The following is a 26931-nucleotide window of genomic DNA, read 5'->3' as shown; positions in this document are numbered from 1 at the left end:
CGCGCTCTGGCCGATCTCGGCATAATAAGTCCTCCACGTATGGACCTACGTATTCTTACGGATGGTCGCCTCATGCGCAATCCGCAAAGTTGCCGCGATATGAGAGGTCTCGCCGAAACGGCGCGGGCATCGCAAAGTGGAGGACACGATGATACGGTTTTTTCCAGTGCAGCAAATGCGCTGGAGGGGCGCTGCGTGACGGCATGACGATTGCTGCCGGCGGGTTTGGTCTAAGCGGCATTCCGGAACTTTTGATCAGCGCGGGCCAGGCAGGGACCAGGGACCTGGCGGTCGTCTCGAACAACTGCGGCGTCGACGATTTCGGGCTTGGCGTGCTGCTGAAGACGAAGCAGATCAAAAGATGATCTCCCCTATGTCGGTGAGAATGCCGAGTTCATGCGGCAGTATCTCAGCGGCGAGCTCGAGCTGGAATTTAATCCGCGGGGCACGCTTGCCGGACGCATGCGTGCTGGCGGCGCCGGTATCGCAGGGTTCTATACCAAAACCGGCGTCGGCACGGTCGTGGCCGAAGGTAAGGAGCATAAGGCGTTCAACGACGAGACCTATGTCCTCGAGACTGGCATCATTGCTGACCTCGCAATGTCAAAGCCTGGAAGCGGACACGACAGGCAACCTAGTCTTTCGCAAGACGGCTCGCAACTTCAATCCGCCGGCAGTAACCTGCGGCAAGATTTGCGTCGCCTAGGTCGAAGAGATTGTGCCGGTCGGCAGCCTCGATCCCGATCAGATTCACCTGCCCGGGATTTACGTGCATCGCCTGATCCAGGGCGAACACGAGAAGCGCATCGAACATCGCACGACACGCGTAGCAGCGTAAGGGAGGGAACACATGGCTTGGGATCGAAACCAGATGGCTGCGCGGGCGGCTCGCGAACTTGAAGGCGGGACCTACGTCAACCTCGGCTTCGGCATTCCCACTCTCGTCGCCAACCACATTCCTGAAGGGATGCGTGTGGTTGGGCACAGGACCGATCCCCGCGCCCGCATAGCGCTGGAAAAGGTCGGCTGGGCGATCGGCGATATCGAGTTGGTAGAGGCCAACGAAGCCTTTTGCGGCGAGGCCTGCACCGTCAACAAGGACCTCCGCTGGAATACCATGATCGTCAACGTCAACGGCGGGGTCATTGCCGTCGGCCATCCGATGGGCGCGTCCGGCGCGAGCGTACTCAATACCCTGCTGTTTGAATGAGGCGGCGCGGCGTGGCAAAGGGTCTCGCAACCCTGTGCATCGGTGGTGGCATGGGTGTCGCCATATGTCTTGAAGGGTTATGAAGCACAGCAAGTTCTACGCTTGTTGGTCATAGAAAAGATGATCAAATCCAGACTTTAAATGTGCTAAGGCACGCTGTTCATGGATGGCGGCGTGCTGGCGGAAGAAGGCCCGCCGGGCGACATGTTCCGCGCGCCGCAGAAAGAACGCACCCGCACCTTCCTCAAGAAATACCTCGCTGCCGGAGTAAGACGATGACTAGACTGACCATGGAATTCCCCGATTTCGGATTGACGCCGGAACAGCGCCGGCACGCGGTGCGCGGCCACTATTACGAGTGGCCCGGCATGGACGGCGAGCGCGGCGAGATCTGGTGCTACAGCGACCGCTTTTCCTATCGCGCGGGTGAGACCGCGACGCTGCGTGTCAGTTCGACAGCTCCGGCATTCAAAATGGCGATCGTCCGCGATGGCGGCACCGAAACGAAAGTGTTCGAGAAATCGGGCATCGCGGCGCTCTGGCAGGACAGCCCCGACCAATGCTCGGTCGACGGCTGTGGCTGGGAAGCCTCGTTTGAATTTCGCGTTGGCGACGACTGGCCGTCCGGTGCCTATCGGCTAACGCTGACTGCGGAAGGCCGCGACGGCAAGCCAATCCACAGCCACCATCTTTTCATTGTCTCTCCCCAGCCCGGCAAGAAGCCTGGCCGTGTGCTGCAGGTGGCGGCGACGGGCACTTGGCTTGCCTACAATACCTGGGGCGGCTCCAACCACTATCAGGGCGTCACCGGGCCGGACCGCAACCAGTATTCACCCATCGTGTCGACACAGCGCCCGTGGTGCCGTGGCTTCGTCGTGCTCCCCAAGGATGCGCCGCGCGTGCCGCTGGAGGTCGCCGTGCAGCCAAAGACCGTGCCGCGTTATCCGCATATGGAATGGGCGCTCGCCACCGGCCATTCGAAGAAATACGCCTCGTCGGGCTGGGCAAGCTACGACAGCCACTTCTTCCGTTTCGCCGAACGGGCCGGCTATGAAGTTGATCTCGCAAGCCAGCACGACCTGCATTTTTCGCCCGAGATTCTCGACGGCTACGACTGCGCCGTCTTCGTCGGCCATGACGAATACTGGACCTGGGAAATGCGCGATGCCGTCGACAATTATGTCGAGCGCGGCGGCCATGCGGCGCGCTTTGCCGGCAATTTCATGTGGCAGACGCGGCTGGAAGACGAAGGCCGTCGCCAGGTCTGCTACAAATACCGAGCCCGTGCCGAGGACCCCGCCTATCGCGGCGACGACGTCACCCGCGCCACCAATTCCTGGGAAGCGCCCGAGATCGGCCGACCCGGCAGCGCCACCTTCGGCCTCAACGCGACCAGAGGCGTCTATGCCGGCTGGGGCGGCTGCGCGCCGCGCGGCGTGCGCGGCTTCCCGGTCTACCGGCCCGAGCACTGGGCCTTCGCCGGCACCGGCATCTACTATGGCGACCTGCTCGGCGCCGAGAGTCATGTCTATGGCTACGAAGTCGACGGACTCGACTTCGAGATCCGCGGCGGCCTGCCCTACCCGACCGCCACCAGCGGCGCGCCGGACGGCTTGCAAGTGCTTGCCGTCGGCATGGCATCCCAGGTCGAGGAAAGCGCCGATATCCCGATCGAGGACCAGTTCCTGACCGACCATGATGGCCGCTTCACCGCCGAGACGCTGTTCGGCGAGGCAAGCGACGCCAATCTCGAGAAGGTCAAGCGCGGCAATGGCATGATCGTCAACTTCCCGCGTGGCAAGGGGGAGGTGTTCCACGCTGGGAGCTGCGAATGGGTGGCCGGCCTGCTAAGACAGGACCCGATGATCGAACGCGTCACCCGCAATGTCCTTGATCGTTACCTCGGAAAGGCCTGACGTGTCGAAAGCACAGACCGCCGCTCAAGACACAGACGCCCGGCGACAATCGCATCTGTTCTATCTGTCCAGCCTGCTCCGGCGGTTGGTCGATCGCGCCGAGGGCATGTACAATGGCTGACAACTTGCTGGCCGATATCGCTGATGCATGTCTCCCAATAGTATGTGCAGCCGGTTTTGTGCAACCAGTTACATCAATCACAACGCGCGCATAGATCCTCTGAAGCGCGACCCGCAACATCCCCCTCCTCATCCCCGCCCTGCGCGAACTCCACTACGTCACCCGTTATGGCAACCCGGAGTGATCGCCCCCGGCGTCCTACTATAGTCGCATCACAAGAGATTAGACGGACTTTGACGTCCGTTACTAAACGGGTTCGGCTGATCACTCGGGATCGAGTTGCTGCCTTCACTTACCTCTTTCGCCTCATACGTTGGTTCGACGGTCAGCTCGACCTCGATCCGGCGAAGCTCGTGTTTATCGATGAGACCGGCCTCTCCACAATGATGCCCGGCTGCGTGGCAGAGCGCCGCGCGGCGAGCGCTGCCGAGCCGGCGTACCGCATGGCCACTGGAAGACCACGACCTTCACCGGGGCGCTGCGGCTGACGGGCATGACTGCGCCCTTCGTCTACGACGGCGCCATGAACGGCAACGTGTTCCTGGCCTATGTCGAGCAGGTGCTGGTCCCGACATTGTCGAAGGGCGACGTAGTCGTCATGGACAACCTGCCCGCCCACAAGGCCGCCGGCGTGCGCGACGCGATTGAGGCCGCAGGCGCGAGCCTGCTCTACCTGCCGCCTTACAGTCCCGACTTCAATCTGATTGAGAACGCCTTCGCCAAACTCAAGGCGCGCTGCTGCGAGCAAGGCCGAGAGAACCATCAAGGCTTTGTGGGGCGCGGTCGGCGCGGTCGTCGACCTCTTCACTCTCAGCCGAATGTGCCAACTACTTCAAAGCCGCAGGATATGAACCGGTTAAACAGGACGCGCTCTAGTGCGCCGGGAGACTGGCAAGGAGTAGATGGTGCAAGTCCATTGCGATGAAGGAGTAGCGATCCACATCGGCCCTCGAGCCGTGCGTCGGCCCCCGCGAGGGTGTCGGCGAAGCGTCGGTAGAGGAACATGCAGCCAGTCATGAACCGCGAACGAACATCGTCCCGGATGCCGACGCCGTTAGTGGCGCGGAAGGCATTGTGATATGCGAGTGCCCCCTCGGTCCGAGCCCGAGACGAACAGCCAATGCAGCGTGCCAACGAACACCGCCCGTTCCACCGCAAAGCCGAACTGGCGCCCTTCCAGCACCTCGCCGATCCCGAGCCGCTCCCACAGCTGCCCGAACAACAGCGGACCGCCAATGCGGCGAGAGGCAATCCGCCCCGCGTCAATGTCGGACAGGATGAGGCTGCGTTCGCCATGGCGCGCGATCGAGGCCGCCAATCTGTCAAGTTCGCCGCTGGCAACCAGCGCATCCTTGCGGCCAGCGCCTTTATCGTGCGCTGGCGAACGGTTTTGCCGTCGGACACTTTCCACGAGCTAAAGATAGCGGTGGCCGCGCGCGACTCTCTCAACGACAAACATCCCAGCGTTGTTAGCGAATGAATGCCGCAGAATCCATACAACATACGGCTAGCAGATCAAATGTTGTTACCACACATTTTCGCGCTGAAAAATCAAGGCAAGTGAATTCAATAACTTAACGGACAGCGTTCGCCATCCGTTCACCTCCAACTGTTCAAGTCGGGCAAGACGATATTGGGAGGTGCCTTGGCGCACCGCTTACACCGTATCTGGGCCCTCAGCAAGAATAAGTGTTTCAAGCTCGTCGGCGCTGCGCTTGGAGAAGGCTTCCTCAGTTCGCCCTCATGCGCCTGGCTATAGTAGTGCGGGGTCGTTGTAAAGCGCACCAGGTTCAAAGGCAGGTCGAAAAACTTATGAAAGAACGGAAGGGCCGTCAGGCTACCAGTGACCAGCTCCCGACCGTGATAACCGCGATGCGGCGAGGTGCCCTTTTTCTTTTCAGCGCGGCCGAGAATGTTATTGCAGTACCAGACGAGCTTAATTTTGGTCTCGTTTGCGGCGGAGCCGGATAGGCCGAAATAGACCCTACGCATGTTCTGGCCGAAATATCAGCGCTCACTTCGTTATCTTGCCATAGACAGCCGCTGCGACAGTAGGGATCACAAACCTCGTCTCAGCGGCATGGTTAGACAGTGTGTCGAGCCCCCTTCGAGCACGAACTGTTGGAGATCCGGCTCCAGTACCTTAAGCCCGTTGGCCCGAATACGCGCGTTGATCTCGGGCTGCTGTTTGGCAGACAGGACAACGTCGTTGCCGAGTGCGGCAACGTTGCAGCCCATCCGCATCACATCGCTGTAGCCCACATGGATCAATTCGTACCTCTGTGAGAGCCAAGCGACATCAGCAGCATCCAGAATTTCGGTTGCGCATAGCGCAAGCCGCTCGTTCAGCACAGTGAAAAGCACATCGAGATGGAGGAAATGGGCTGGAACGCGTATCTTGCGCACACTCCAGCCCTCGCCCTCCACCCAGCGCGCGACCTGGTCCGCGCCTTTTGAGAAGGTCCGGACCTCGTTCACACCGATGATAATCTCCCCCTCTCTGAGGACCTGGACATCGCCACCCTCGACCGGAGCCGCCGTAACGCGTTTCCAGATAGGCAGCTCAAGATGGGAGGCGAGATCTTCGATAGCGCCCCATTCGCCGCGCCGTTCCGGGCGGGCCATCTGGGCGATTAGCATGCCCCACGGAGTCATGATCCCGCTATCGCGGGCGAACGTCTGCATCGGCAAATGTTCATCGGGCTCGAGGAAGTGGCATGTCACCCCCTCCCCCTTGAGGGCCGCGACCAGTTCCTGGTGTTGGGAAATGGCGGCGTCCACATCGACCGACGCGCCTGAAGACTTTGACTGCTCAGCAATCGCGTTCTCGGCGGCCCAGTCGTAGTAGGTGGGGCGACAGAGCGCGACCTCCTGAAGAACACCGTGTTCGCTACGCACGAACTCCCGGCCGTCTGTCTGGCGTACCGGGCGCGGACTGGTCTCCAGCATGTTTCCTCCTGATGGATTGCTTAAAGCCGGTCTATGTGAACGTGGTCCCGGCCTGAGCGATAAAAATGGAGATCAGCAGTCTGTCAGTCGGCGATGCCGATGTGGAATTAGCCGATCGGGTAGCTCTTGAACGCCTTCTTTGTTTCTTCGATATTCAAGAGGCTCAGTTCGCGTGATTGAGCTGGTCGAGAATCCAAGCCAACCGAAAATGCCTGGTCCTCAGCCCTGGCGACCCCATGCGAGGTGCCGGAGTGGCCGCCGATTTTCCTGACGCGAAATACCAGCCTGGGATCGGGATCGGCGGCGCAGGAGCGACGTTGCGCTACATAGCGGGCAGGCTGGAAGAAGAGTACTTGGCCGTCGTCCAGCGCAGGTCGCTATCCACGCCTCATAGGATCTCGCGATATCTGGTGGAAGGGTTGGCCCAAGCAACCCGTTCCCACGCCAAATCAACCGCTTAAGCTTACATTCGCCAGCCTTTCCAACACGCTATTATGCATAAGACGGGATAGACCAGTCATCAGCCACGAGACTTATTCAGATGAGGTAACCGGTTATATCGTCCTCTTCCATATTATAGTTCCTCACATAAATTCGATTGCCGCGCCGAAATAGATAGGGCCTTTGGGCGGGAATCTTTCCAAGTTTTGTAGTAACCACATAGCTCGGAACGGAAAAACCGGTTTCGAACCCGACAAGCTTATCGACAATCTCTTGGCCTTGCTCGAGACCAGTCACGAAATGGGAAACGCCAGTGACACGATCGCAATGGTAGAGATAGTACGGCCTCACCCGTATTTCGATAAGGCTGCGAAAGAGCGCCTTGAGAGTCTCAAGACTGTCATTAATACCCTTCAATAGGACCGTCTGATTTTGCACGGGAATACCGTGCCGAAGGAGACGGTCGCAGGCTTCGGCAGCCTCTGCAGACACTTCTATCGGGTGATTGAAATGCGTGCTAAGCCATATGGGCCGATACTTATCCAGCATGCTGCATAGCTCATCGGTAATTCTCTGAGGCAAAAACACCGGGTAACGGGATCCGATTCTGATTATCTTGACGTGCGGTATAGATCGCAATCTGCTTATTATTTCTTCCAGCTTACCATCACTCAGTACGAGCGGATCGCCACCTGTTAGTAGAACATCGGATATTTCCTGGTGCCGGGCGATATACTCGAAATCAGGTTCGTATGCGGCATCATAATCCGTGTTATAGTACGTTCCTTTCTCGTTAGACGTATGGTATTTCCTTGTACAAAAACGGCAATAAACAGGACAGGTATCTGAAATCAAGAAAACGACCCTATTCGGGTATTTGTGTATAACGCGTCGCGTCTTAATGAATATCGCGTCCCCAACGGGATCAATGTCCGAGCCAACATCAGTATTCATTTCATCCGCATGAGGTATGGCTTGCAGGCGAATCGGACATTTGTCATCCGCCTTCGACATCAATGACGCATAGTAGGGAGTCACCATCCACCGGTAGGTGCCTTTGACCGCATCAATCGCTGTGACATCCTGATCGCTTAGGGCAATCCATTGCGCGAGCTTGTCCTTCGTCCTGATTAGATTGCGCATATGGAACTTCCAGTCGTTCCAAATGGCGTCGGTGAAATTTTCTTTCGTCAACAACATTGTAGGGACACTCCGCAATTTCAGAAGTTTGACGCTCGCGATGGGCGTAATTGCTCCAAGAAGCACTACCGTTGTCATGGTAATTCTGTTGCACTTCTCCGCAATATAGATAGCAGGCGACGTCGCATCTGATAGTCCTTTTATCGAGATCGTGCGCGATCCTGTTTTTGCAAAGGAGAGGACCATTTCTCAGTTCATTCTCTTAAGGATCTAGGTCAAAATCCACTCGCAGCCTATCTGTATGTCCGCCATGCCCAAAGGACCTAAGCCCTAATTAATTGTGTGATGGCAATTCTGTCAATGCAAAATTTAACAAAATATAGCGTCGTGATGTTATATTATGTTTTTACTTTGTTTTTCATTCATAACAAATGCTTATAGGCGGTTTAACAAAAGTTACTGATTGCGTAATATTCACTGCGGTTTATCTCTTACTTACATGCCGCCATTCCGCTTGATCGAACATTGGTTCTGTAACAAGCGGGCTCCGCGCTGTGGCCCGCCCTTTCGTGCGTTGAAAGGCTCGGGTCGCTCGGGTGGGCCAAGCCGATCGTCATGCACCGGGGGCGGGCCATCCGAGGAGATATCGAAGCATTTGCCGTGTTTGACATAGCCCAACAAGAAGCGTGCGGTGGCGATCGCGGAGGGCGACCGCATGGGCGAGGTCAGGTTTGTCGGCAAGGGCGAGAAATAACGCTGCGCGGCGCTGTCCCGTTGTGCGCATAAAACGCGTTGAGACCTGCGGCCGCTGATGCCAGCTGACCGCGGCCACGGCTTTCCATTCCGCCATGGCTTGCAGGCGGTGAGTATGGGTAGCGAGAGCGGAGCGTTTTGAGGGGCCGGACGAAGAGATTGCGCAGAGCCGAGAAGATCCAAACGAAGCGCTGCAGTGCTCCTGGTGATCGGGGAAGCCTTGCATCATCCATTCCCGTTTTCGCAGGGGCACATGTGCATTGTCCGCCCGGTTGTTCAATCCCTTGTGCGACCGATGCTCGACGTCTCCGGCATCACCTGTCGCCTGGCTGCTCCATAGGAGTGCAGCTTGTCGGTGATCATGCGTTTCGGCACGACGCCTTGCTTCTTCAGCAGCCGCGTCAGCAAGCACTTGGCCGCCTGGTGTTGCGGCGGTTCTGGACGATCTCGTCGAGCACATAGCCATCCTGGTCGACGGCGCGCCACAACCCATGTTTCCTGCCAGCGATGGTGATGACGACCTCGTCCAGATGCCAGACATCGTTTCGGCTGTGCTGCTTGCGGCCGCCGCCCACAATTCGCAGTAATCGTGCCCTTGACCACGACCACCTCTTCCGTCGGACTACTGGCCTGCTGCAAAGTTACACCCTTCTATTCGCCGGAAGAGGGATCTCGCGGCCGAATTCGCCGCGAAGCGCACGCGTAATAGTTGCCCCGATCTAGGGAGACATAGGCTTGTCGTGACGACTAACGGCTTAGGTGCGGATTCGGAAACGCGCTATGGCAGACAACTTCACTCCCCTGTCGCTAACCCAAAAAGCAGCGTTCAATTCGATTTGCACCCGAAGGGGTCTACGCGCATGAGGCTCAAGGGCTGGATATAGTATCGGTTGATCTCCTGCGGGGCACGTCACTCAATAGCTCTGACAAACAATCCGAACTTGGTACAATATTCCATGCCTGGATGTGGCAGTTTCCGTGCCGTACCTCAACAACGCAGATATGACCTGTGGTGACCTTGCCACCCTGACCTTCCATTTTTGCCTTGAGTGTATTGCCGACAAGCCGCAGGAAGTAGCGCATTACGCCGCTGCTGGTCACAGCGAGGATCGCACTATCCTCTCCCGTTCGGGTGACGTGCTCCATAAATGTCGTGACGCCATGTGCCAACGTGGCCTCGGAAGGGCTCCAACCAGGTGATTCCGGCCACGCGCCGCTGCGTTCCCATCCCTCGAATTCCTCCCTCCCGAATTGAGTTATGATTTCCTGGCTGCTCAAACCCTCCCATGCACCATAATCTATCTCGGCTAGCCTCGAATCGACAATCGGTACGGGCGCGCCACCGATCCGCTCCACGATGATCTCGGCATACTGACGCGTGCGCCGCAGGGGTCCGCAATAAAGCCCACCGAGCTTAGCACCCGACTGGCACAGGGCGTTGCCGAGATGCTCGGCCTGGCGGCAGCCCTCTGCTGTGAGCGCGAGGTCGGTTCTGCGGCCGACCCACGCGACCTTTTCGCCGGGCTGAAACGTGTTGCCGTGGCGGCTGAGAATAAGCTTCATGGATTAATCGCCTTGTATTTGCAGATCCTCCCGCCGATCGGGGCTGGCGAGGTGCATCAAGCCGCAACGAGATCGCCTTCTTCCGCGATGATCGCCTCAACGCGCTTCAAATCATCCGGACTGTCGACAGCCCAGTGAGTCCTGCCGCAATAGTCGACTTTGACCACGCGGACAGGGATCCCATGCTCGAGCGCGCGCAATTGCTCAAGCTTCTCAGAACGCTCGAGGGGACCGGATGCGAAACTGATATACCGGCACAGGGCCTCATAGCGGTACGCGTAGAGCCCGATATGACGAAAGATAGGCAGCGGATCCGTATCATTACCTTGTCCATCATTGCGCATGAACGGGATGATGGATTTCGAGAAGTAGAGTGCGTTGCCGCGCCGGTCGAAGGTCACTGTCGTGCCGCCGACCTCGCCGCGCCCTTTGGCTGTCCGCAGGGCTTCATAACTCCGCTGGTCCATTCGGACCGCGGCAGTCGCAATCTCGACTGTCGGGTCTCGGCGCATTTCATCGACCAGAGCGGTGATGACCCAGGGCGGCGTGAGGACTGCGTCACCCTGGAGATTCACCACGACTGCAGGCGTCGTGGCGAGCATCTCCGCTGCGGTCAGCACCCGCTCGGTACCGTTTGTACATTCCTTTGGGGTTATCACCACGTCACCGCCAAAGCTTCGAACATGCTCGGCGATGCGCTCATCGTCAGTGGCAACGCAGACGACATCAGCGCCAACTGCGGCACAGGCCAAAGACCAGACACGATTGATCATCGTCCGGCCAGTGATCCTCGCGAGCGGCTTGCCGAGGAGGCGGCTCGACCCGTAGCGGGCCGGGATGATGATAGCGATTGGGCTCGAAGCACTGGGCATTTTCCCCCACTTTCAGAAAACAAAAGTTCAATAGACGAGGTTGCGGAATTCTTTGACCCGATGGAACGTGATCAGGTTTGTGTATTGAGAATCCCTCCCCTCGTCATCCCCTGACCGGCACACCACGAGAAGATCATTCCCGTCGACCGCCATGCTCGCGTAGCTCCGTGCGTGACGCTCGATCCGACCCGCGGCGACAAGTCCGGCAAAGCACCAGTCGAGGCAGTTTCTGGAGAAGTGAAGTTGCAGCCTATGGCGTTCATTATTCGGCAAATTGTAGCGCACCTCCGGGATGTGAGTAAGGTGCACCATGGAGTCGGTCGCTTGTGAACTCAGCAGCCAGTAGAGCCGCGTCTTATCATCATAAACTAAAAAGAATTTGAGATGGCCTCCCGGAAATGGAACGAAGAGCGCTCTTTTCCCTGACGGCATGCATTCTAATGCCGTGGTCAGGCGACCATCAGGCTGCTCGATGACTTTCGCCACGGCGGCATAGCCCGTTCCGCCCGTGTTCGTGCGCAAAAAGAGGTGCAATGTCCGCCCGGCCGGATCGTGCCACAGATGTGCGGGATCGTGGAACCGAACGATATTCGGTTCAAGCCAGCCCATCGGTGCACACAGGCGTCCCGCTCCGAGCTGAGCCGGACCTCGCGCTGGGGTGCTATAGAAAGGGATTCCAAACAAATCGAAATCGCTGGACGAGGCTATCTCGTTGAACGCAAAGGACTCCGAGATAGTCCAGTTCGTGGGATCAAGGAGATCGTGGTCGATTCTCGCGCGTAACACCCGCGGTGCCAAACCGGCTGTATTCCATCCTTCGATTGCAAGATCGCGCCGCTCGTCCAAGGCGAGGTAGAGATACTCTTTGGTGTAGTGGACATTGCAGGACGAGCCGTGCCATTTCATATTTGAGGTTAGTGCGACCGGCGCGCTCCACGTCTCCCCTTCATCGTCGGAGGCTATGATCATGAGGTCGCCGGCATGACCAAGGATGTAGAGCCGGCCCCCAGCCTCGAACGGGCGGGCATGCCAGAACGGAAACCTGCATCGCTCGGCCCAGGAACGCCCGCGATCGTCGGACACATAGACCATGCCCATTCCGAAGCGCGTACCACGGTCGCGAGATCCCTTCGGTCCGAGAAGGTCCCTGGTCCCGTCACCGCCGAGATCAAAGGTCGCTATCACTCTGCGGCCCACCGTGACGACAATGCCCGGCGTGTAGCAGTAGACATCTTGAGGCCGCTCGGATCGGTAGACGATCTCGAAGTCATCCGCCAAGGCGCGCGTCATCGACGTCCTGCTGTGATGCATGACTGCGGCCCACGCCAGACCGTCCCTTGAAGGATTGTCACTGTATAAGGCTTCATAACTCAGGTCGCTTAAGGACGTCCTGGCGGCAAATTAACCCGACGAACCGTTCCTGATCATCTTGCACAGGCAGCAACTCGATTTCGTGCTGACGAAAGAGCTGCGCGGCTTGGTCGAGCAATGCGTGCACGGAAATTGCAGTGAGCGGCGGCTGCATGTGCCGCCTCACCGGATCATTCAGGTCGGGAGTTGCGCCGCCGTCGACTAATCGGCCGATGGACTCCCCAAGCAAAAGCCCGACGACCTTGCTTCGCCCGCTGAGCACTGCGCCGACGCCTAACCTTCGGGGGGCGCGGCACATCGACAAGAGCGCGAGTGACAGTGGTGTATCTGGCCCGAAGACAGGAATTGCTTCAAGCGGCCACATTAGGTCGCGCACTCGCGTCAGTTCCCATCCGAGACTTCCACCAGGGTGAAGACGAGCGAAATCCTGACGCGTGAACCCCCGCCGCTCCTGCAGGATAAGTGCCAGGGCATCCCCCATTGCCGCCATCGCTGTCGTCGAGGTAGTCGGAGCAAGCCCAAGTGCACATGCTTCCTGGATTGACCCGATGTCGATCACGACATCCGCAGCCTGTGCCAGCGACGACATGGCGCGTCCCGTGATCGCGGCAACGATGACCGGAAGCTGGCGGACAGCGCGGATGAGCGGCATAAGTTCAGCAGTCTCTCCAGAGTTGGAGAGAGCAAGAATCACGTCCCCGGCTCGCACCCGCCCAAGATCTCCATGCAAGGCGTCGACCGCGTCGAGCATGATCGATCGAGTGCCAGTCGATGCGAGAGTCGCGGAGATCTTTTCTCCCACCAGTCGCGACTTGCCGACGCCGCACACTAGGACAATTCCTGTTGAAGAAAGGATGTGGTCCGCAAGCATGCAGATACTCTCGTCGATCCGGTCTGAAAGGCGCTCCAACGCGACCGCCTCTTGGCGGATGATTGCTCTTGCCCGCTCAAGCATGACTATTTTGCTGCTGATATGGTCCCCGGCACATTCGATGCTTGTCTGAGCTGCCTCTCCGTGCGGACGCAGGACTGTACACCTGGGGTTAACAATTGCCGTCATGGCAGCCTCCAATCTAAGCGACAATTTTTGTCTCTCGCCGTGAGGTCGAATGGCGGCAGTATGGGCGATCAATCAGAAAATAGGATGATCTTTTGATTAATTAAATGCTGCAGTTTCGTAACGGGAGCATTGTCGCCTCTCGAGGAACTTCGCCCGGCAGATCGCAAGAGGCATTGACGACCTGGCACTCGTCGGTTCGTTCCGTTGCGAATGGAAGCGACGTGGATGCATCTGATCTCACAGTTCCTTCCTTTGCCGAGTTTGTAGAGGGAGCTCAGAAAGAGAACGGTGCCCAACCGTAGACACTTCACTCTCAGCTTGGCACTAGGAGCGAGAGACCTGCGTTTCGCAGATATGGCCAATGTATCGTTTTGACGAAACGAGCAATTCACAAGTTTGCAACGGTCTATTGCTTCATTGGCTGGCCCGAGCAGAATTCCGACCCTTGCTCACTGACATTGCGGCCTGCTAATCTCGCACGGCCATTTCTTTGTGCGACTAGACACCTCAATGTTCGTCTGCGTGTTCTGATCGTCTACTCAATACAGCAAAGAAATGGTGCGGATGGCCGCCGTCCAGCAGGATCGGTTTGCTTGGGTTGCTCTACGCGCAGAGCGCAACCGATGGCATCGTCTGTTGAGCTGAGACAAAGACAAAGGTGGCGTTCTGGGGCGTGGTGTAGCTCGACGGGTGCCGCCACGCAGCCGTTATGGTCGCGTCTAAATTTTTTGCCGCAGATTCGATGACGATGCGCTATGATGACCAATGCTCATTCCATAGAGATTATCTTTTTATTCGCGGGGAGATATTCGTATTTTGTGAATACATCGTCGATACTGCTGAGGGGGTGGAAGCTGAGCAGGTAGTCGTGATCCGGTTCCCACTTCCTTTTTATCAAAGCAGCTGCTCTGGCAAAGGAATCACCATGTCCATTCAGATGGACAAAGTAGATGTTAGGCTGCTTCCATGAGAGCCTATCGGGGATAGCAGGCTCATCGGAATGGTACCGACTCACGACAATCAGCCTGCCGAGCTTCGCTAATAGAGCGCACCCGTGAAGGAACCCATCCGAACTGCCAGTTGTTTCGAAAATCACTTTGAAAACTCGGTCATCGGCGCTATCTAATATCTTAATCCGGCTCGGATAAAGTTCCTTCAAGGCAGCCGTCTTGTGGCGCTCCTTGTCATAGATCCAGATTTCACCATCCTGTGTTTCAAGTAGATTGAATACCAGTAACGTGCCGATACCACCGACGCCAAGTACAAGCGTAGCCTCGCTAGCTAGCGTGCATTTGGAGATGTCTGCCGCATGAATCGCAACGGATAATGGCTCGACCAATGCGCCTAGATGGCGGGATCTGTATTCTGGAAGCTTAAGAAGGTATGAGGCTTTTATGTCTATGAAATTAGCATAACCCCGATTTGAATACCAATTAACCGTCGAGCTCTCGCACAGATGACCGGCGCCTGTCCTGCAATAAACGCAGGAACCGCATCGAAAATTCGGATCTATCGCCACAAAATCTCCGACCCGATAGGGCGTGACCTGGTCTCCGACGGCGACAACGGTGCCGCAGTGCTCGTGGCCGAGACTGATCGGATAGCCTTCATCGCGGTGGCCCAGATAGAACGATCTATCTGTCCCGCAGACCCCACAGAATTCGATTCGGATTCGTACGAAATCCTGGGGGAGGTCTTCGCTCACTGCGTCGCACGTGAGGATCAAACGACGCGGAGAAATGAGGCGAGCGACACGGTTGTGTAGTACGGGCATAATGCGTCCCCAATGTTATCGCGACGAGAGGCTTTGAAGCGCATCCTGCGCAGCATCGAGAGTGGTTGCTATGTCGTTGGCCGAGTGCGCTGCGGACATGTACCAGAGGCCCTCTGGCGTGATCCGGATGCCCTGATCCTGCAATGCGAGGTGCCATGCGCGCTGGAGGCCGAGATCCAGACCTTCGGCTGCGGAGCGATGGTCGATTACTTGCGTGGGCGCAACTCGGAAGGCTGTCGTGACTGCGCCTGGACTCGACCGAACAAGAAGGGGTAGCTGAGTGTGGCTTGCTAAATCTCTAAGGCCCCGCTCCAGTAATGCTGCATGGTGATGTATACGCTGGAGCTTTGCGCCGGCGTTCACCGCTAGGAGGGTCAGATGCCTCAACGCTCCCATCACGGCCGGCGGGTAGGCATTATAGGTGCCAGTGTGCACGGTATTGGTTTCAACTAGGCGCTTCATAAGCTCCCTTCGGCCAGCAAAGGCAGCGAGACAGACGCCTCCGCTTAGTGCCTTCGCAAACGCGCTTAGATCCGCGGCCACGCCGAAGTGCTCTACAGCTCCTCCGAGCGAAACTCGAAAGCCGGTTTGGACCTCGTCGAAAACCAACAGCGCGCCGTTGGCGTCGCATTGTTCGCGAAGAAATGTGAGGAATCCTTCGATCGGTTGGATATTGCTCCAGAATCCGTTGAACATAATCGGCTCGGTAATGATTGCGGCGATTTCTCCACGACAATTCTTAAAGGCGTTTGCTACTGCTTCCGGGTCATTCCACTCAACGGCTACTATATTCGCGGCATCAGAGGAGGGCTGGCCAAGAGACATGGGCAGGGGCAGAGGTGGAGCGTCAGGTTTGGCGCTCACGCCCGAAAATCCCCACGCAATGCCATCATACCATCCATGATAGTGGCCAATGAATCTGATGACTTTCTCCCGACCCGTTGCCGACCGAGCCAGTCGAATGCACGCATGTATTGCCTCTGAGCCAGAGTTGCAGAACCTGACCATTTCGACGTTCTTCACAAGCGAGCAAATCAACTCCGCAAGCTCTATCTCCCCTTCGATCTGGCCTGCAAAAAATTGGCTTACTTTAAGTTGGTGGTATATTGCATCTGTGACGTCTGGCTCTCCGTGACCAAGGATCAGTGGTCCCCTGCCCAACACGTAGTCAATGTATTCGTTGCCATCCACATCCCACACTCGAGCACCATCACCTCGAGCGTAGTAGAGGGGAAATGGAGTCCAGTTGGCTCGATTTCCGCTCGAGACACCTCCTGGGATGACAGCACGCGCTCTCAGGAGGAGAGCCTCGGACCGAGTAAACGAATTGCTCATTTTGCCTCCCAACGACATTGGCTCAGCGCTTTGCGCCGATCTATCCGATATACTGGCGCAACAGAATGTTGCCTGCGCAGGTGTACCTGTCATTGCGGCGACGCAGGAACCCAGATGAGTTTTCACACCTTACATCACCCCGTGGCGGTCATGTGTGAAGTTCTTGTTCGCAATGATGCAAGAAAACTTTAACGTGACCACTGGCTCTTGGGGCGCTAGGTATGGATCGTGACTGCGAAAGAGATCGGCTCCGGTCGTGTGGCTTAGCGCCGCCGCTGGGGGGCGCTTTTGCTCAATGTCGTGCCACTGTTAGTTCTTGTGTTCTCAGGAACGCGATCCTAAGCAAGCGAGCTACAAGTAATCCCATGTCGACAACAACGGATATTGATAAAACATCGAATTCGACATTCCAGGGGCTGCACCGTTCGGCCGAACTATTCGGAAGGGGTCAGCGCGTTATTACCGGAGGAAATGCTCGTCTATCTCTGTTCCAGCGCCCTCACCCGGTATATTTTGCTGAAGGCACAGGGGTTCATCTACTCGATGTTAACGGGAACACCTATCTCGATTTTATGAATAACTTTACCGCCCTGATTCACGGCCACGGCTTTCGCCCAGTGTTGGACAGACTTCATCATCAGTTAGAATTGGGCGTAAGCTTCAGTGGCCCAACGGAGCTGGAAGTTGAATTAGCCGAACTGCTTTGTGGCAGGGTTCCCTATTTTGACCAGGTACGCTTCGTGAATTCAGGAACTGAAGCGGTCATGTATACTATTAAGGCAGCACGTGCCTTAACGGGAAGGGTGAAAATTGCTAAGCTCGAAGGTGCTTTTCATGGGAGTTATGATCCGGTTGAAGTCAGCCTCGATTCCGCGCCGGCGAACTGGGGATCGCGGTCGGCACCGAACGCGATACCTTATTCTGCCGGGAACTCTCAGGCCGTTGCTGACGACACAGTAGTCTTGCCATTCAATGACGTCGAAGCAACCCGGGAAATTCTTGAACGGAACAGGGACAAGCTAGCTGCGGTTCTAATAGACGTACTTCCGCAACGTGCTGGGTTGGTTCCAATAAGCCTCTCCTATCTTGCGTTTCTGCGCGAAATCACAGCCCGCTACGGCATCGTTCTGATCTCTGACGAAGTGATGAGCTTCCGGCTATCTTTTCGCGGCGGCATAACTCGATTTGGGTTCGAAGCGGATCTCTGCGCGTTTGCCAAGATCATTGGTGGCGGCCTGCCAATCGGCGCGGTCGGAGGCCCAGCGCGATACATGCTTCCCTTTGATTCGACGAATGGTAAGCCTCTCGTCCCTCAGGCCGGCACCTTTAGTGCCAATCCGATGTCAATGGCGGCAGGCATTGCCACAATGCAATCTCTGTCGGAGCAGAGTTTTCAACTTTTCGATGATTTGGGCGAATATGCCCGCTCTTCGCTTATCGAGATGTTTCATCGGGAACGTCTGCCATATTCCGTGACGGGCATGGGATCGATGTTCCGTATACACTTGCGGGCCGAAGCTCCTGAAGGCTACCGTGAGGCCTACGCAGCGGCGGAGCAGCAAAGAAAAATGGAGATACTCATTCGGGCTCTACAGGACAGAAATGTGATCGTCTCGCCGACCTGCCAGCTCTGCCTGTCCACTCCTATGTCTAAGGACCATATCGACGAAATGGTGACGTCCGTTCGTGAAGCCACCAAGATGGTCGAAGCATTGTGATAAGAGACCCAGTGGGGCATCTTAAGCTATCGACCGTTGGGCCCGAGAGGGATTGAGTCCTTTGAAGCAATGGCAATACGCGCGCGATCTCAGGCCGAGTTTCCGCGGCGCCGGTTAAGAGGGAGGCTGCTTTTGCTTTCGCATGGTATCGCCCTGGAGGACGATGCGGTGGGCGTTGACGATCCTGTATGGCGTCGGCGACGTGGGACCTTCGCGGCGATCGATTTCGAACAGATGGAAACGCTGCTGGTCGGTGAGGGAGTCGGTTCCGAAGTCGTCGAGGACTAGCAGTTGCACGCGGGTGAGCTTGTCAATGAGGCGGGGAATGCGGCCGTCGAGCCAGGCAAGGGCAAGGTCCTCGAACAGGCGCGGCACGCGCAGATAGAGCACGGAATCATCGAGCCGCGCCGCTTGACTACCGAAGCGCAGGCTAACCCATGGCGACGCTTGCGGAGATGTATGTGCAGGGTGTGTCGACCAGGAAGGTCAAGGCGATCACCGAGGAACTGTGCGGTCATGCCTTCTCGGCCTCGTCGATCTCGGCCATCAACAAGCGGCTGGACGAGAGCCTCGCTGCCTTTGCCAGGCGCCCCCTTCAAGAGCCGTTTCCTTACCTCATCCTCGAGGCGCGCTATGAGAAGGTGCGTGAAGCCGGCATCGTCACGAGCCAGGCGGTGCTGATTGCTGTCGGCATCGACTGGGACGGCCGGCGCCAGATCCTGGCTGTGGAAATGGCAAATCGCGAGAGCCGCTCGGCCTGGAAAGACTTTCTTGTCTCACTGAAGGCACGCGGCCTCAAGGGCGTCGAGTTGGTCGTCTCCGACGACCATGCCGGCCTGGTCGCGGCGATCGGCGAGGCGATCCCGGAAGCCGCCTGGCAGCGCTGCTACGTGCACTTCCTCAGAAACGCGCTCGATCACCTGCCGCGCAAACACGGCGACGACTGCCTGCAGGAACTGCGCTGGCTCTATGACCGGCGCGATCTCGCCGAGGCCAAGGCCGATCTCGCCGCAGGCTTGCCAAATGGTCGGGCCGCTATCCGCGCCTGACGAGCTGGGTGGAGGAGACCATCGAATGCACGCTGACCTTCTTTTACCTGCCGCGCCAGCACCATAAGCACCTCGGATGACATCGACAAGCGTGATTTCGGCTTTCTCGACTCCTGTGCGTTTCGTTGTTCGGCTCAGGTGAGCGTGTTTCTTCGTCCCGGCCCACAGGATTTCCCATGCGAGCGTGTCGAGACGCAGTCAAGGCTGGCCGGTGCGATGGCGCCACGACCGGCTGCGAGGTTTCCAGGCCACGCCTTGACTGCGTCGAGCACGGCGCCATTCTGGAGCGGACCGGGCGATGATTGTCGCACCGGGTTATTTGCTTATGCTATGTTCGCCTGGCACGGACGACCACGTGGCAAAGAGCGGCGTGAGAGGATGAGAGCGCCGCCGCGCAGCCGTTATAGTCGTTCCTCGTTTATGGCGTCCGTGCGCCGCTTCGGCCCTCGTGACCGCCAATGCCGAACCATCAGCTCGTAGGCACGTTCGGCATTCTCGGCCGCGGCTTTCTCGCTGTTTCGCAACTCCTTCACGTTGTAGGCGTAAGCCGAACCGCGGCGACCGACACCGCGCTCGCCCGGCGCGCCAGCCTTGAGAGCCAGCTGCCTCTGCTTTGCCGCCACCAGCGCCGGGCGAGCCCAGAAGTAGTCCTGCTCCTTTGTCAGCAGATGCCAGATCAACACGGCGAGCTTGCGGGCGAGCGCCACGGCTGCGACCTGATGGCCGCGCTTGTTGCGGATGCGCAGGAAGAAAGCCCTGAGCGGTCCAGGCGCCTTCGCCGCCGCCCACGCGGCCTCGACCAGCATGGCGCGGGCATGGGAACGCCCATGTTTGCTGATCCGGCCATATTGCGCCAAGCCAAGACCGGATTGACGCACACGAGGATTGAGGCCGAAGTAGCTCACCAGCTTCTGCGGTTCGCGGAACCGCCGGATATCGCCGATGGCGGCGATGATACCGCTCGCGACGATGGCATTGACGCCGGTGATCGTCTGAAGCCGCCGGACTTGCACATCATCAACCGCGCTTTGCTGATTTGGACCTGATCCGCGCATCACCATACCGGCCCGCGGCACATGGAACGGCCGCAAATCAAGGCCTGACACATGACCGCACTCGATCACATGTCCAATGCTTCAGGTTCTTCCTTGCAAAACGGCTGGCATCCACACAAGAAATTGACGCACACAACCGTGCCAGGATCGCGACCGAGCTATCCAACCAGATCCGCGGGCTATGAATCAGCCAACCGTGATCCTGACGCGCACCTGCGCCGAATGCGACCTGCGCTCCTGGGGAACGCTGAGAGAGAACATCGGCTTCAAGCGTACCGCCGTTAGCGTCGCACGCAAGTGGGCCTGTTCAGCCGGGCGACCAGCGTCATGCCCTGAGACAGCAAGCTCACATGCGCCTGCCCTGAGGCGCGTCGAGACATCCCGCCGGGACGTGGACGAACCATTCCGACTAGGCTGTTTTGCCTCCGAGCCAAGCCCCTAGCGTGCGTTTCACTCTGGAGAGTTCGCCGGCGAAGCCCCATCATGCGGCAACGGTGTGTCGACCCCGAAGAAGGTACTGCTTCCGCTTGCATTCGACCGCGCGACGAGACGACCGCCTGGTAACAGGTACGTGATCGCGCGTCGCGCAATGCCGACGTCTAGTTCATACTGCTTCTCGGTTTGCATCGCTATTTCCGATCCTGAGGCCTGGAGGAGACACGAATTACGCCGCCGGCGATCAGCGCATCAATGCGTTCTTGATCGATGCCAGTCTCCCGCAGAACTTCAACCGTATGCTCGCCCAAATCGGGCGCAGGGCGATTGAAGACGAGCGACGAAGCGGATAGCTTCAGGGGCTCTAGTATCACGCGGTACCGGCCCCCATAGCTGTGCTCGACCTCGCGAACTAGTTCGCCAGCCACAGCGGGATCCGCCAGCGCCTGATCGATGCTCCGTACGGGGGCCAACAGGATTCCTGTGGATGCGAGGCGCGCTAGCGCATCCTCGCTTGTTAGCTGACACAGCCGGTCTGACAGAATACCGGCGATCTGGTCGCGGCTTGTCCAAGGGCCCTTCCCCTTCACCAGCGGTATGATCTGGTCGCTGAGGCCCAACGCGGTGGCAATATCGGGAAGAGCTTCGGGGTATGCCACAACAGCAATCGCACCGTCCAAGGTCGAATAGATGCCATAAGGCGCTGGCTGGTGACTGTGACTAATGCCATTTCTGCCTCGACTTGCCTGGTCCTTAGCGTTCAGCGCATAGCTGGTTTCCGATGCCAACAGGTGAAGCGCGCACGACATCATGTCCACGCGCACCCATTGACCAAGCCCAGTATGGTCGCGCTGGCGCAACGCCGCCTGAATGCCGATAACCGCCTGCGATGCCGTATAGGTATCAACAATGTAGGCACCGGCGGGGATGGGGGGACCATCGGCCGCCCCGCCGAGGCTAGCAATGCCCGACAGGGCTTGGATGATGAGATCCTGCCCCGGCGTTTCGCGGCTGGGACCGGCCGGATCGTAGGCCGCGATCGAGCAATAGACGAGACTGGGATGCTCCGCAATAAGTTCGCTGCGGCACAGGCCCATCCGCTCCAAGACGCCAGGCCGGAAATTCTCGAGAATGACATCCGCCTGGGAGATCATGTCGCGAATGACCGGCTGCGCCTCCGGCCTCTTCAGATCAATTGACAGTGAACGCTGGTTGCGATTTAAGCCCAGGAAGTAGGGACTGGGTGCGTCCGCCGCCGCCGTGGGCTCCTTGATACCGTTACGCTGATAGTCACCGGTCGGAGCCTCAATCTTGACGACCTCCGCCCCAAGAGAACCAAGATACTGCGCCGCGATTGGCCCTGCCGCATAGTGCGTGAATGCCAAGACGCGAATTCCCGTCAGTGGACGCACGTCACCGTCCTGTGATCCTTTCGCTCGGCTCCCCGCCATAGCTTTCGCTCCTTTACCGGCCATAACTCTCTCCTGCATTGCGTCGCGAGCTCGAATCTTGATGACACGACGCGCCTGCCGAGGCGCGCATTGGTGCCGCGCGTTCGTATCCGAACCGTTGAGGACGCGGCTACTTGAAAACTGAACTCCTCTAATAACTTGAATTGGGCGTCACGGATGTGAAGCTTCATTGAATTCTTTGCTACGTCGCCCGGTCTGAAAGACATTCAGGCGACTCTCGTTGCCATGGCGACGAGGAGCCGCAATGTCGTCAGCGTCGCAGAACTTTTCTTCACGAACTCTTATCACTGTTGTCACATTGAATCCACTAAGATCCACCTCGTTACATTGCGTGGTGCCCTGAAAATGCTGTGCTCAGTGTTGTTAAGATTGTCTGGAGGTTCTCATGATTGGATCACCACTTGAGGGAGTGAGAGTTCTCAGTCTCGCGGAACAATATCCTGGTCCGTATGCAACCCTGCTGCTGGCAGACTTAGGCGCAGATGTCACTCTTATCGAGAGGCCCAACGGTGGTGATCCAGCTCGCAAGCTCAAAAGCCTCTTTTCCTCGCTGAGCCGCAACAAGCGAAGTGTTGTCCTCGATCTCAAGTCAGCGGCCGGCCAGAGATCGCTATTCGAATTGAGCAGAACTGCGGATGTCCTCATCGAAGGCTACAGGCCCGACGTAATGAAAAACCTCGGGTTGAGTTACGCTGAGCTCAGCCCGAAGAATCGCCGTCTGATATATCTCTCGTTGACCGGCTTCGGTCAGAATGGCCCTTATCGCAGGCGCCCGGTTCACGACCTCTCCTGCCAAGGCTTAGCCGGGGTTCTATTTCAGCAGCTTCGAACTGGACTCATTGAGAAACCATTTCAATTGCCCGTCGCCGATCTCGCCTCGGGTACACTTGCGGCATTTGGTGTGGTCTCGGCTCTACTGGCGCGAGAGCGAACCGGGCACGGCTGCTACATCGATCTGGCTATGACCGATAGCTTGGTATCATGGATGACCGCGTCTCACTACGCGACCTTAAACGGAAGATCAATGGCGGAGGTGTACGAGGAGGAACCAGCTTATGGGACGTTCGTTTGTGCAGACAATAAGATGATTACGCTGAGCATCGCTAACGAAGATCACTACTGGCAGGCTTTGTGTCAAAGTACTGGTGTGGCACATCTCGCCTCGGCAAGCCATCAGGACCGCGTGGAACACGCGGCCGACTATCGCGCGCAACTTGCAGCCGCGATCGCAAAGCAAACACAAGCCGCGTGGGCAGATCTTTTCGACGCTGTCGAAATTCCTTGGGGGCATGTGCATGACCTGAATGATGTGGCAAGAGATCCACAGCTGCGCACACGAGACCTATTTGTCCGGATTGGCCTCGAAAAAGGCGGTGAATGGCACGTGAACCAACCGCTACGATTCGACTGTTACAAAACCGGCATTCGGATTCCCCCCCCTCAACTCGGTGAGCACACTCAAGAAATTCTGTCCCGTTGTAAATCAAGCGCGACCGCGCTCCCTGGAGAGAGTAAATGACCGCCAGAATTGATTAGTCGCAGTCTGCCTCCCTTACTCCTTCCTCTCGATAGCTTTTAGGATGAGGGATGTGTCCGTATCCGCCATCGCCATAGTGCGGCTGGAAGAAAAGAACCTTGCAGCAGCTCAGGTCCTTTCCACGACAGTGAGCTGGCCACATCGGCGACAGGACTGGAGCTTCGCTCTGAAGCTCGGCCGTGGGCTCGCGGCCATGGAGCGTGATTCGTGGTCGGCACCATCATCTGGTGGCCCTTCGGCCAGCATTATGCCAGGTTCGGCATGTTGATCGTTTCACCTTCAATGCAACGGCGCGGACTCGGCCGGTCGCTGATGGAGGCTGCTCGCGGGATGCTGGCGACCGGACGATGCTTCTCAATGCAACTGTGGAGGGCCTGCCAATCTACGAAAAGTTCGGCTACAAACCTATCGGCGCGGTACGCCAGCACCAGGCGGCAAATGCCGTGCCGGCATCCGCGCAACTGCTGGAAGGCGCCAGCTTTAAGTCCATGCAGGAAACTGACCTCGCCGCTGTGATTGCGCTCGATGAGCGGGCGGTGGGTTTTCGACGCGCCGGATTGCTGAGAGCGCGGAAGAAAATCGGCAGGGGCTTATCCGGGAGCAGAACGGGGAGATCGCCGCATGGTCCTTCCTCCGGCGCTTCGGCCACGGCTATGTAATCGGTCCGGTCGGCGCCGGCGGGGAAATGGCAGCGCGAGCGCTGATCGCCAGATGGATCTCCGACAACGGGTCGGAATTCCGGCGTATTGACGACCATCTTCCTTCCAACCAAGCCGCAAGCTGAGCGTGCAACTCAAAGCGCCGTAGCAAAGTGAGCGGCCGACTTGGCGGCCCGTTACCCCATCTAGCAAGCGCAGGCGAAGTCGCTGCTATGGCGCGGCCACCGGCCCCCGTCTGTTCGCCCTTAGGACTTGAACGAAATCTCCTTCTCTCAACACATGAGGCAGCGGGGTCGCGATGAACGAAATTGTCCCGAGAACCCGTGTCTTGAGCAGTTCTTTGATCTAGCCCGTTTCTCTCAGTGCGCCCCGACGGCGCGTAACACCAGTGGAGGAAGGTTCCACCCAGATAATTGTCGATAGGTCTGGTAGCTGACGAGCGGCTTGGCCGGGTAACTGGTTGGGTTGAAGCCTCGTGACAAAGGCCGCCTTGGGCGGCTGAGCGATCCAGCGGGCCGTAACGCGAGTGAAGCCTGAGCAGGCCTCGAAAGTGAAGTAGCGGATGCCGACCCGGCTGAGAGATGGGGAAGGCAGCATGAGCGGGGAAGCTATCGACATGGGCACCCGTTCGATCCGCCGGGGTAGTGGGCACGGCACGTTGGAAAGGTGATGCGGGTAATCGGGGGAGACCCGTCCGGTCGGAGGTCGCGGCTTCGACATCACTGTTGGTGATGGACCGGGCGGGAGTCGGACAGGGTCGTACGACCGTTGAGGCCGGGTAATGCCGGCGGAGGAAAGGACCCTGACTTCTGGTGTGCTTTTGAAGTTGGAGAGGAGGGGTGATTGGCGATGAGCCTCGAAACACCCGATAAGATCAGGACCCTGCAGAGAAAGCTCTATCGTAAGGCGAAGGCGGAGCCCGCTTTCCGCTTCTACGTGCTGTACGACAAGATCTGCCGCGAAGACATCTTGCGCCATGCCTATGCACTGGCCCGCGCCAATGCGGGTGCGCCGGGCGTGGACGGGGTAACCTTTGCGCAGATCGAGGTGGAGGGCGTGGAGGCATGGCTGGCGGGCCTGCGCGAGGAACTCGTTTCGAAGACCTACCGGCCACAGCCGGTGCGGCGGGTGATGATCCCGAAGCCGGGGGGCGGTGAGCGCCCGCTCGGCATCCCGACTATCCGGGATCGGGTGGTTGAGGCCGCCGCCAAGCTGGTGCTGGAACCGGTATTCGAGGCGGACTTCGAGGACAGTGCCTATGGCTACCGGCCCGGACGTAGTGGGACCGACGCCATCAAGGAAGTGCACCGGCTAATCTGTCGGGGCTATACGGACGTTGTAGACGCCGATTTGTCGAAATACTTCGACACGATCCCGCATTCGGACCTCCTCAAATCGGTGGCCCGACGCATCGTCGACCGGCATGTGCTGCGGCTGATAAAGCTGTGGCTGAAAGCGCCGATTGAAGAGCGGGACGGTGACGGGAAACGGTACATGAACGGTGGCAAGAGCAGCACATGCGGAACGCCGCAAGGCGGGGTCGCAAGCCCGTTGCTCTCGGTCATTTACATGAACCGCTTCCTGAAACATTGGCGACTCACCGGACGCGGCGAAGCGTTCCGTGCGCATGTCGTCTCCTATGCCGATGACTTCGTCATCCTCAGCCGCGGACACGCGGGTGAGGCGCTGGCGTGGACGCGTGCGGTGATGACAAAACTTGGGCTGACGCTCAACGAGGAGAAAACCTCGCTGAAAGATGCCCGCACGGAACGATTTGACTTCCTTGGTTACAGCTTCGGCCCGCATCGCTTCCGCAAAGACGGCCACTGGTACTTGGGTGCGAGCCCGTCCAAGAAGAGCGTGCAACGGATCAAGACTAAGATCGGCGATCTCCTGGTGAGAGGCAACAAAGAACCGTGGCCCGAGGTGCGCGGCCGGCTAAACAGACTTCTGCGCGGCTGGTCCGGTTACTTCGGCTACGGAACACGTCTGCCTGCCTATCGGGCGGTCGACAGCCACGTCTACGACCGGGTACGCGCATTCCTATGCAAACGGCACAAGGTGCAAGGACATGGCAGCAACAGGTTCTCCGATGCAAAGGTCTTCGGAGAGCTTGGGGTGTTGCGTCTTCGGAGCGTGCATCTTGGACCGCCGCCGCGGGCCTCGCGATGAAGCCAGTCGGAAAGCTGGATGCCGGAAATCGGCACGTCCAGTTTGATGAGCGGGGAAGGGAAACGGAGCGATACCCGCAAGGGCTAGCCACCGCGCCTTTCCTCGACTCTACCCGCACCCGCCATTAAGCCGCGTTTTGGCCGGTCCGGACGCCGGCTTCGAGGTCCCGCGTTCGAAGACGAGCGCAGCCGGCGCCGCGGTGTGCGGCGGCCGTGGGTTCTGCAATGTATCCTGTGTTGTTGGCGGGAAGGGTTCAGGTTCTGCGGCGTCACAGAGCCGCGGCGCGTATTCGGGCGTGTGCCAGGGCGAACTCCTCGGCATAGGGACAC

The 26931-nt window shown here is 58.2% G+C and carries 16 protein-coding genes and 8 pseudogenes; 10 read left to right on the top strand and 14 right to left on the bottom strand.

Translation table 11 applies throughout. The features are described 5' to 3' along the window. The first annotated feature begins 99 nt into the window (after positions 1–99). The 4 genes and pseudogenes from EH240_RS17805 to EH240_RS17785 all read left to right on the top strand — a co-directional run. Positions 100–838: pseudogene (locus EH240_RS17805) on the top strand (CoA transferase subunit A). 139 nt (positions 839–977) lie between these two features. Next, positions 978–1293: pseudogene (locus tag EH240_RS17800) on the top strand (acetyl-CoA C-acetyltransferase); the annotation flags it as partial. Between the two features lie 192 nt (positions 1294–1485). After that, entirely contained in the window at positions 1486–3126 is a 1641-nt protein-coding gene (locus tag EH240_RS17790) for a N,N-dimethylformamidase beta subunit family domain-containing protein (protein WP_125000561.1), read from the top strand. A 435-nt stretch (positions 3127–3561) separates the two neighbouring features. Continuing rightward, a pseudogene (locus EH240_RS17785) lies at positions 3562–4123 on the top strand (IS630 family transposase); the annotation flags it as partial. A gap of 217 nt (positions 4124–4340) precedes the next feature. Here EH240_RS17785 and EH240_RS40105 read toward each other — a convergent pair. From EH240_RS40105 to EH240_RS17725, 11 genes and pseudogenes are all read right to left on the bottom strand, one after another. Next, positions 4341–4658 (bottom strand): annotated as a pseudogene (locus tag EH240_RS40105) (IS1634 family transposase); the annotation flags it as partial. 249 nt (positions 4659–4907) lie between these two features. Next, positions 4908–5254, bottom strand: a pseudogene (locus tag EH240_RS39875) (aspartate aminotransferase family protein); the annotation flags it as partial. A gap of 51 nt (positions 5255–5305) precedes the next feature. Further along, positions 5306–6196, bottom strand: a complete 891-nt coding sequence (locus EH240_RS17770; RefSeq protein ID WP_125000558.1) for a dimethylarginine dimethylaminohydrolase family protein — start codon at positions 6194–6196, stop codon at positions 5306–5308. A 537-nt stretch (positions 6197–6733) separates the two neighbouring features. Continuing rightward, positions 6734–8023 carry an arginine 2,3-aminomutase gene (blsG, locus tag EH240_RS17760; protein ID WP_245436162.1) on the bottom strand — a complete coding sequence of 430 codons (1290 nt, stop codon included), beginning with the start codon at positions 8021–8023 and terminating at the stop codon, positions 6734–6736. A 571-nt stretch (positions 8024–8594) separates the two neighbouring features. Further along, a pseudogene (locus EH240_RS17755) lies at positions 8595–9093 on the bottom strand (IS6 family transposase); the annotation flags it as partial. Positions 9094–9397: 304 nt separating this feature from the next. Then, complete coding sequence (locus EH240_RS17750) at positions 9398–10093, bottom strand: histidine phosphatase family protein (RefSeq protein WP_125000555.1); 696 nt, start codon at positions 10091–10093, stop codon at positions 9398–9400. 56 nt (positions 10094–10149) lie between these two features. Then, a complete protein-coding gene (gene kdsB, locus EH240_RS17745; protein ID WP_125000552.1) occupies positions 10150–10965 on the bottom strand; it encodes a 3-deoxy-manno-octulosonate cytidylyltransferase in 816 nt (271 codons plus the stop codon). A 27-nt stretch (positions 10966–10992) separates the two neighbouring features. After that, the gene (locus EH240_RS17740) at positions 10993–12255 is read right to left on the bottom strand and encodes a sialidase family protein (protein WP_125000549.1); all 1263 of its coding nucleotides are present in this window, start codon (positions 12253–12255) and stop codon (positions 10993–10995) included. A gap of 73 nt (positions 12256–12328) precedes the next feature. After that, positions 12329–13396: a KpsF/GutQ family sugar-phosphate isomerase gene (locus tag EH240_RS17735; protein WP_125000546.1), complete on the bottom strand. Its 1068-nt coding sequence runs from the start codon at positions 13394–13396 to the stop codon at positions 12329–12331. A 769-nt stretch (positions 13397–14165) separates the two neighbouring features. After that, entirely contained in the window at positions 14166–15101 is a 936-nt protein-coding gene (locus tag EH240_RS17730) for a zinc-dependent alcohol dehydrogenase (protein ID WP_167484060.1), read from the bottom strand. 84 nt (positions 15102–15185) lie between these two features. Beyond that, a complete protein-coding gene (locus EH240_RS17725) occupies positions 15186–16505 on the bottom strand; it encodes an aspartate aminotransferase family protein (RefSeq protein ID WP_167484059.1) in 1320 nt (439 codons plus the stop codon). A 365-nt stretch (positions 16506–16870) separates the two neighbouring features. Here EH240_RS17725 and EH240_RS17720 point away from each other — a divergent pair, with 365 nt between their 5' ends. Then, positions 16871–18223, top strand: coding sequence for an aspartate aminotransferase family protein (locus EH240_RS17720; protein WP_167484058.1), 1353 nt, complete (start codon positions 16871–16873; stop codon positions 18221–18223). A 114-nt stretch (positions 18224–18337) separates the two neighbouring features. On the opposite strand, the gene EH240_RS17715 is transcribed toward EH240_RS17720, so the two are convergent. Continuing rightward, positions 18338–18613, bottom strand: coding sequence for an ATP-binding protein (locus EH240_RS17715; protein WP_281035133.1), 276 nt, complete (start codon positions 18611–18613; stop codon positions 18338–18340). Between the two features lie 47 nt (positions 18614–18660). Here EH240_RS17715 and EH240_RS17710 point away from each other — a divergent pair. Beyond that, positions 18661–19346, top strand: a pseudogene (locus tag EH240_RS17710) (IS256 family transposase); the annotation flags it as partial. Between the two features lie 327 nt (positions 19347–19673). On the opposite strand, the pseudogene EH240_RS17705 reads toward EH240_RS17710, so the two are convergent. Both EH240_RS17705 and EH240_RS17695 read right to left on the bottom strand, forming a co-directional pair. Further along, positions 19674–20303, bottom strand: a pseudogene (locus EH240_RS17705) (transposase); the annotation flags it as partial. Positions 20304–20956: 653 nt separating this feature from the next. Beyond that, positions 20957–22213 carry a CaiB/BaiF CoA transferase family protein gene (locus EH240_RS17695; RefSeq protein ID WP_281035136.1) on the bottom strand — a complete coding sequence of 419 codons (1257 nt, stop codon included), beginning with the start codon at positions 22211–22213 and terminating at the stop codon, positions 20957–20959. Positions 22214–22619: 406 nt separating this feature from the next. Between EH240_RS17695 and EH240_RS17690 the strand changes: the two genes are divergently transcribed. The 4 genes from EH240_RS17690 to ltrA all read left to right on the top strand — a co-directional run bounded on the left by EH240_RS17690 (position 22620) and on the right by ltrA (position 26602). Beyond that, positions 22620–23753, top strand: a complete 1134-nt coding sequence (locus EH240_RS17690; protein ID WP_125000528.1) for a CaiB/BaiF CoA transferase family protein — start codon at positions 22620–22622, stop codon at positions 23751–23753. A 365-nt stretch (positions 23754–24118) separates the two neighbouring features. Then, positions 24119–24430, top strand: coding sequence for a hypothetical protein (locus tag EH240_RS39055; protein ID WP_245436159.1), 312 nt, complete (start codon positions 24119–24121; stop codon positions 24428–24430). Further along, positions 24328–24555: a GNAT family N-acetyltransferase gene (locus EH240_RS40100; protein ID WP_167484070.1), complete on the top strand. Its 228-nt coding sequence runs from the start codon at positions 24328–24330 to the stop codon at positions 24553–24555. The genes EH240_RS39055 and EH240_RS40100 overlap by 103 nt, the downstream gene beginning before the upstream one ends. 724 nt (positions 24556–25279) lie before the next feature. Continuing rightward, positions 25280–26602 carry a group II intron reverse transcriptase/maturase gene (ltrA, locus tag EH240_RS17680; protein ID WP_206075285.1) on the top strand — a complete coding sequence of 441 codons (1323 nt, stop codon included), beginning with the start codon at positions 25280–25282 and terminating at the stop codon, positions 26600–26602. Positions 26603–26931: the final 329 nt, after the last annotated feature.

It is taken from the genome of Mesorhizobium tamadayense, assembly GCF_003863365.1.
GTDB classification, from domain to species: domain Bacteria; phylum Pseudomonadota; class Alphaproteobacteria; order Rhizobiales; family Rhizobiaceae; genus Mesorhizobium; species Mesorhizobium tamadayense.
Note: the sequence above shows the minus strand (reverse complement) of the source record. Positions and strands in the feature narration are given on the sequence as shown.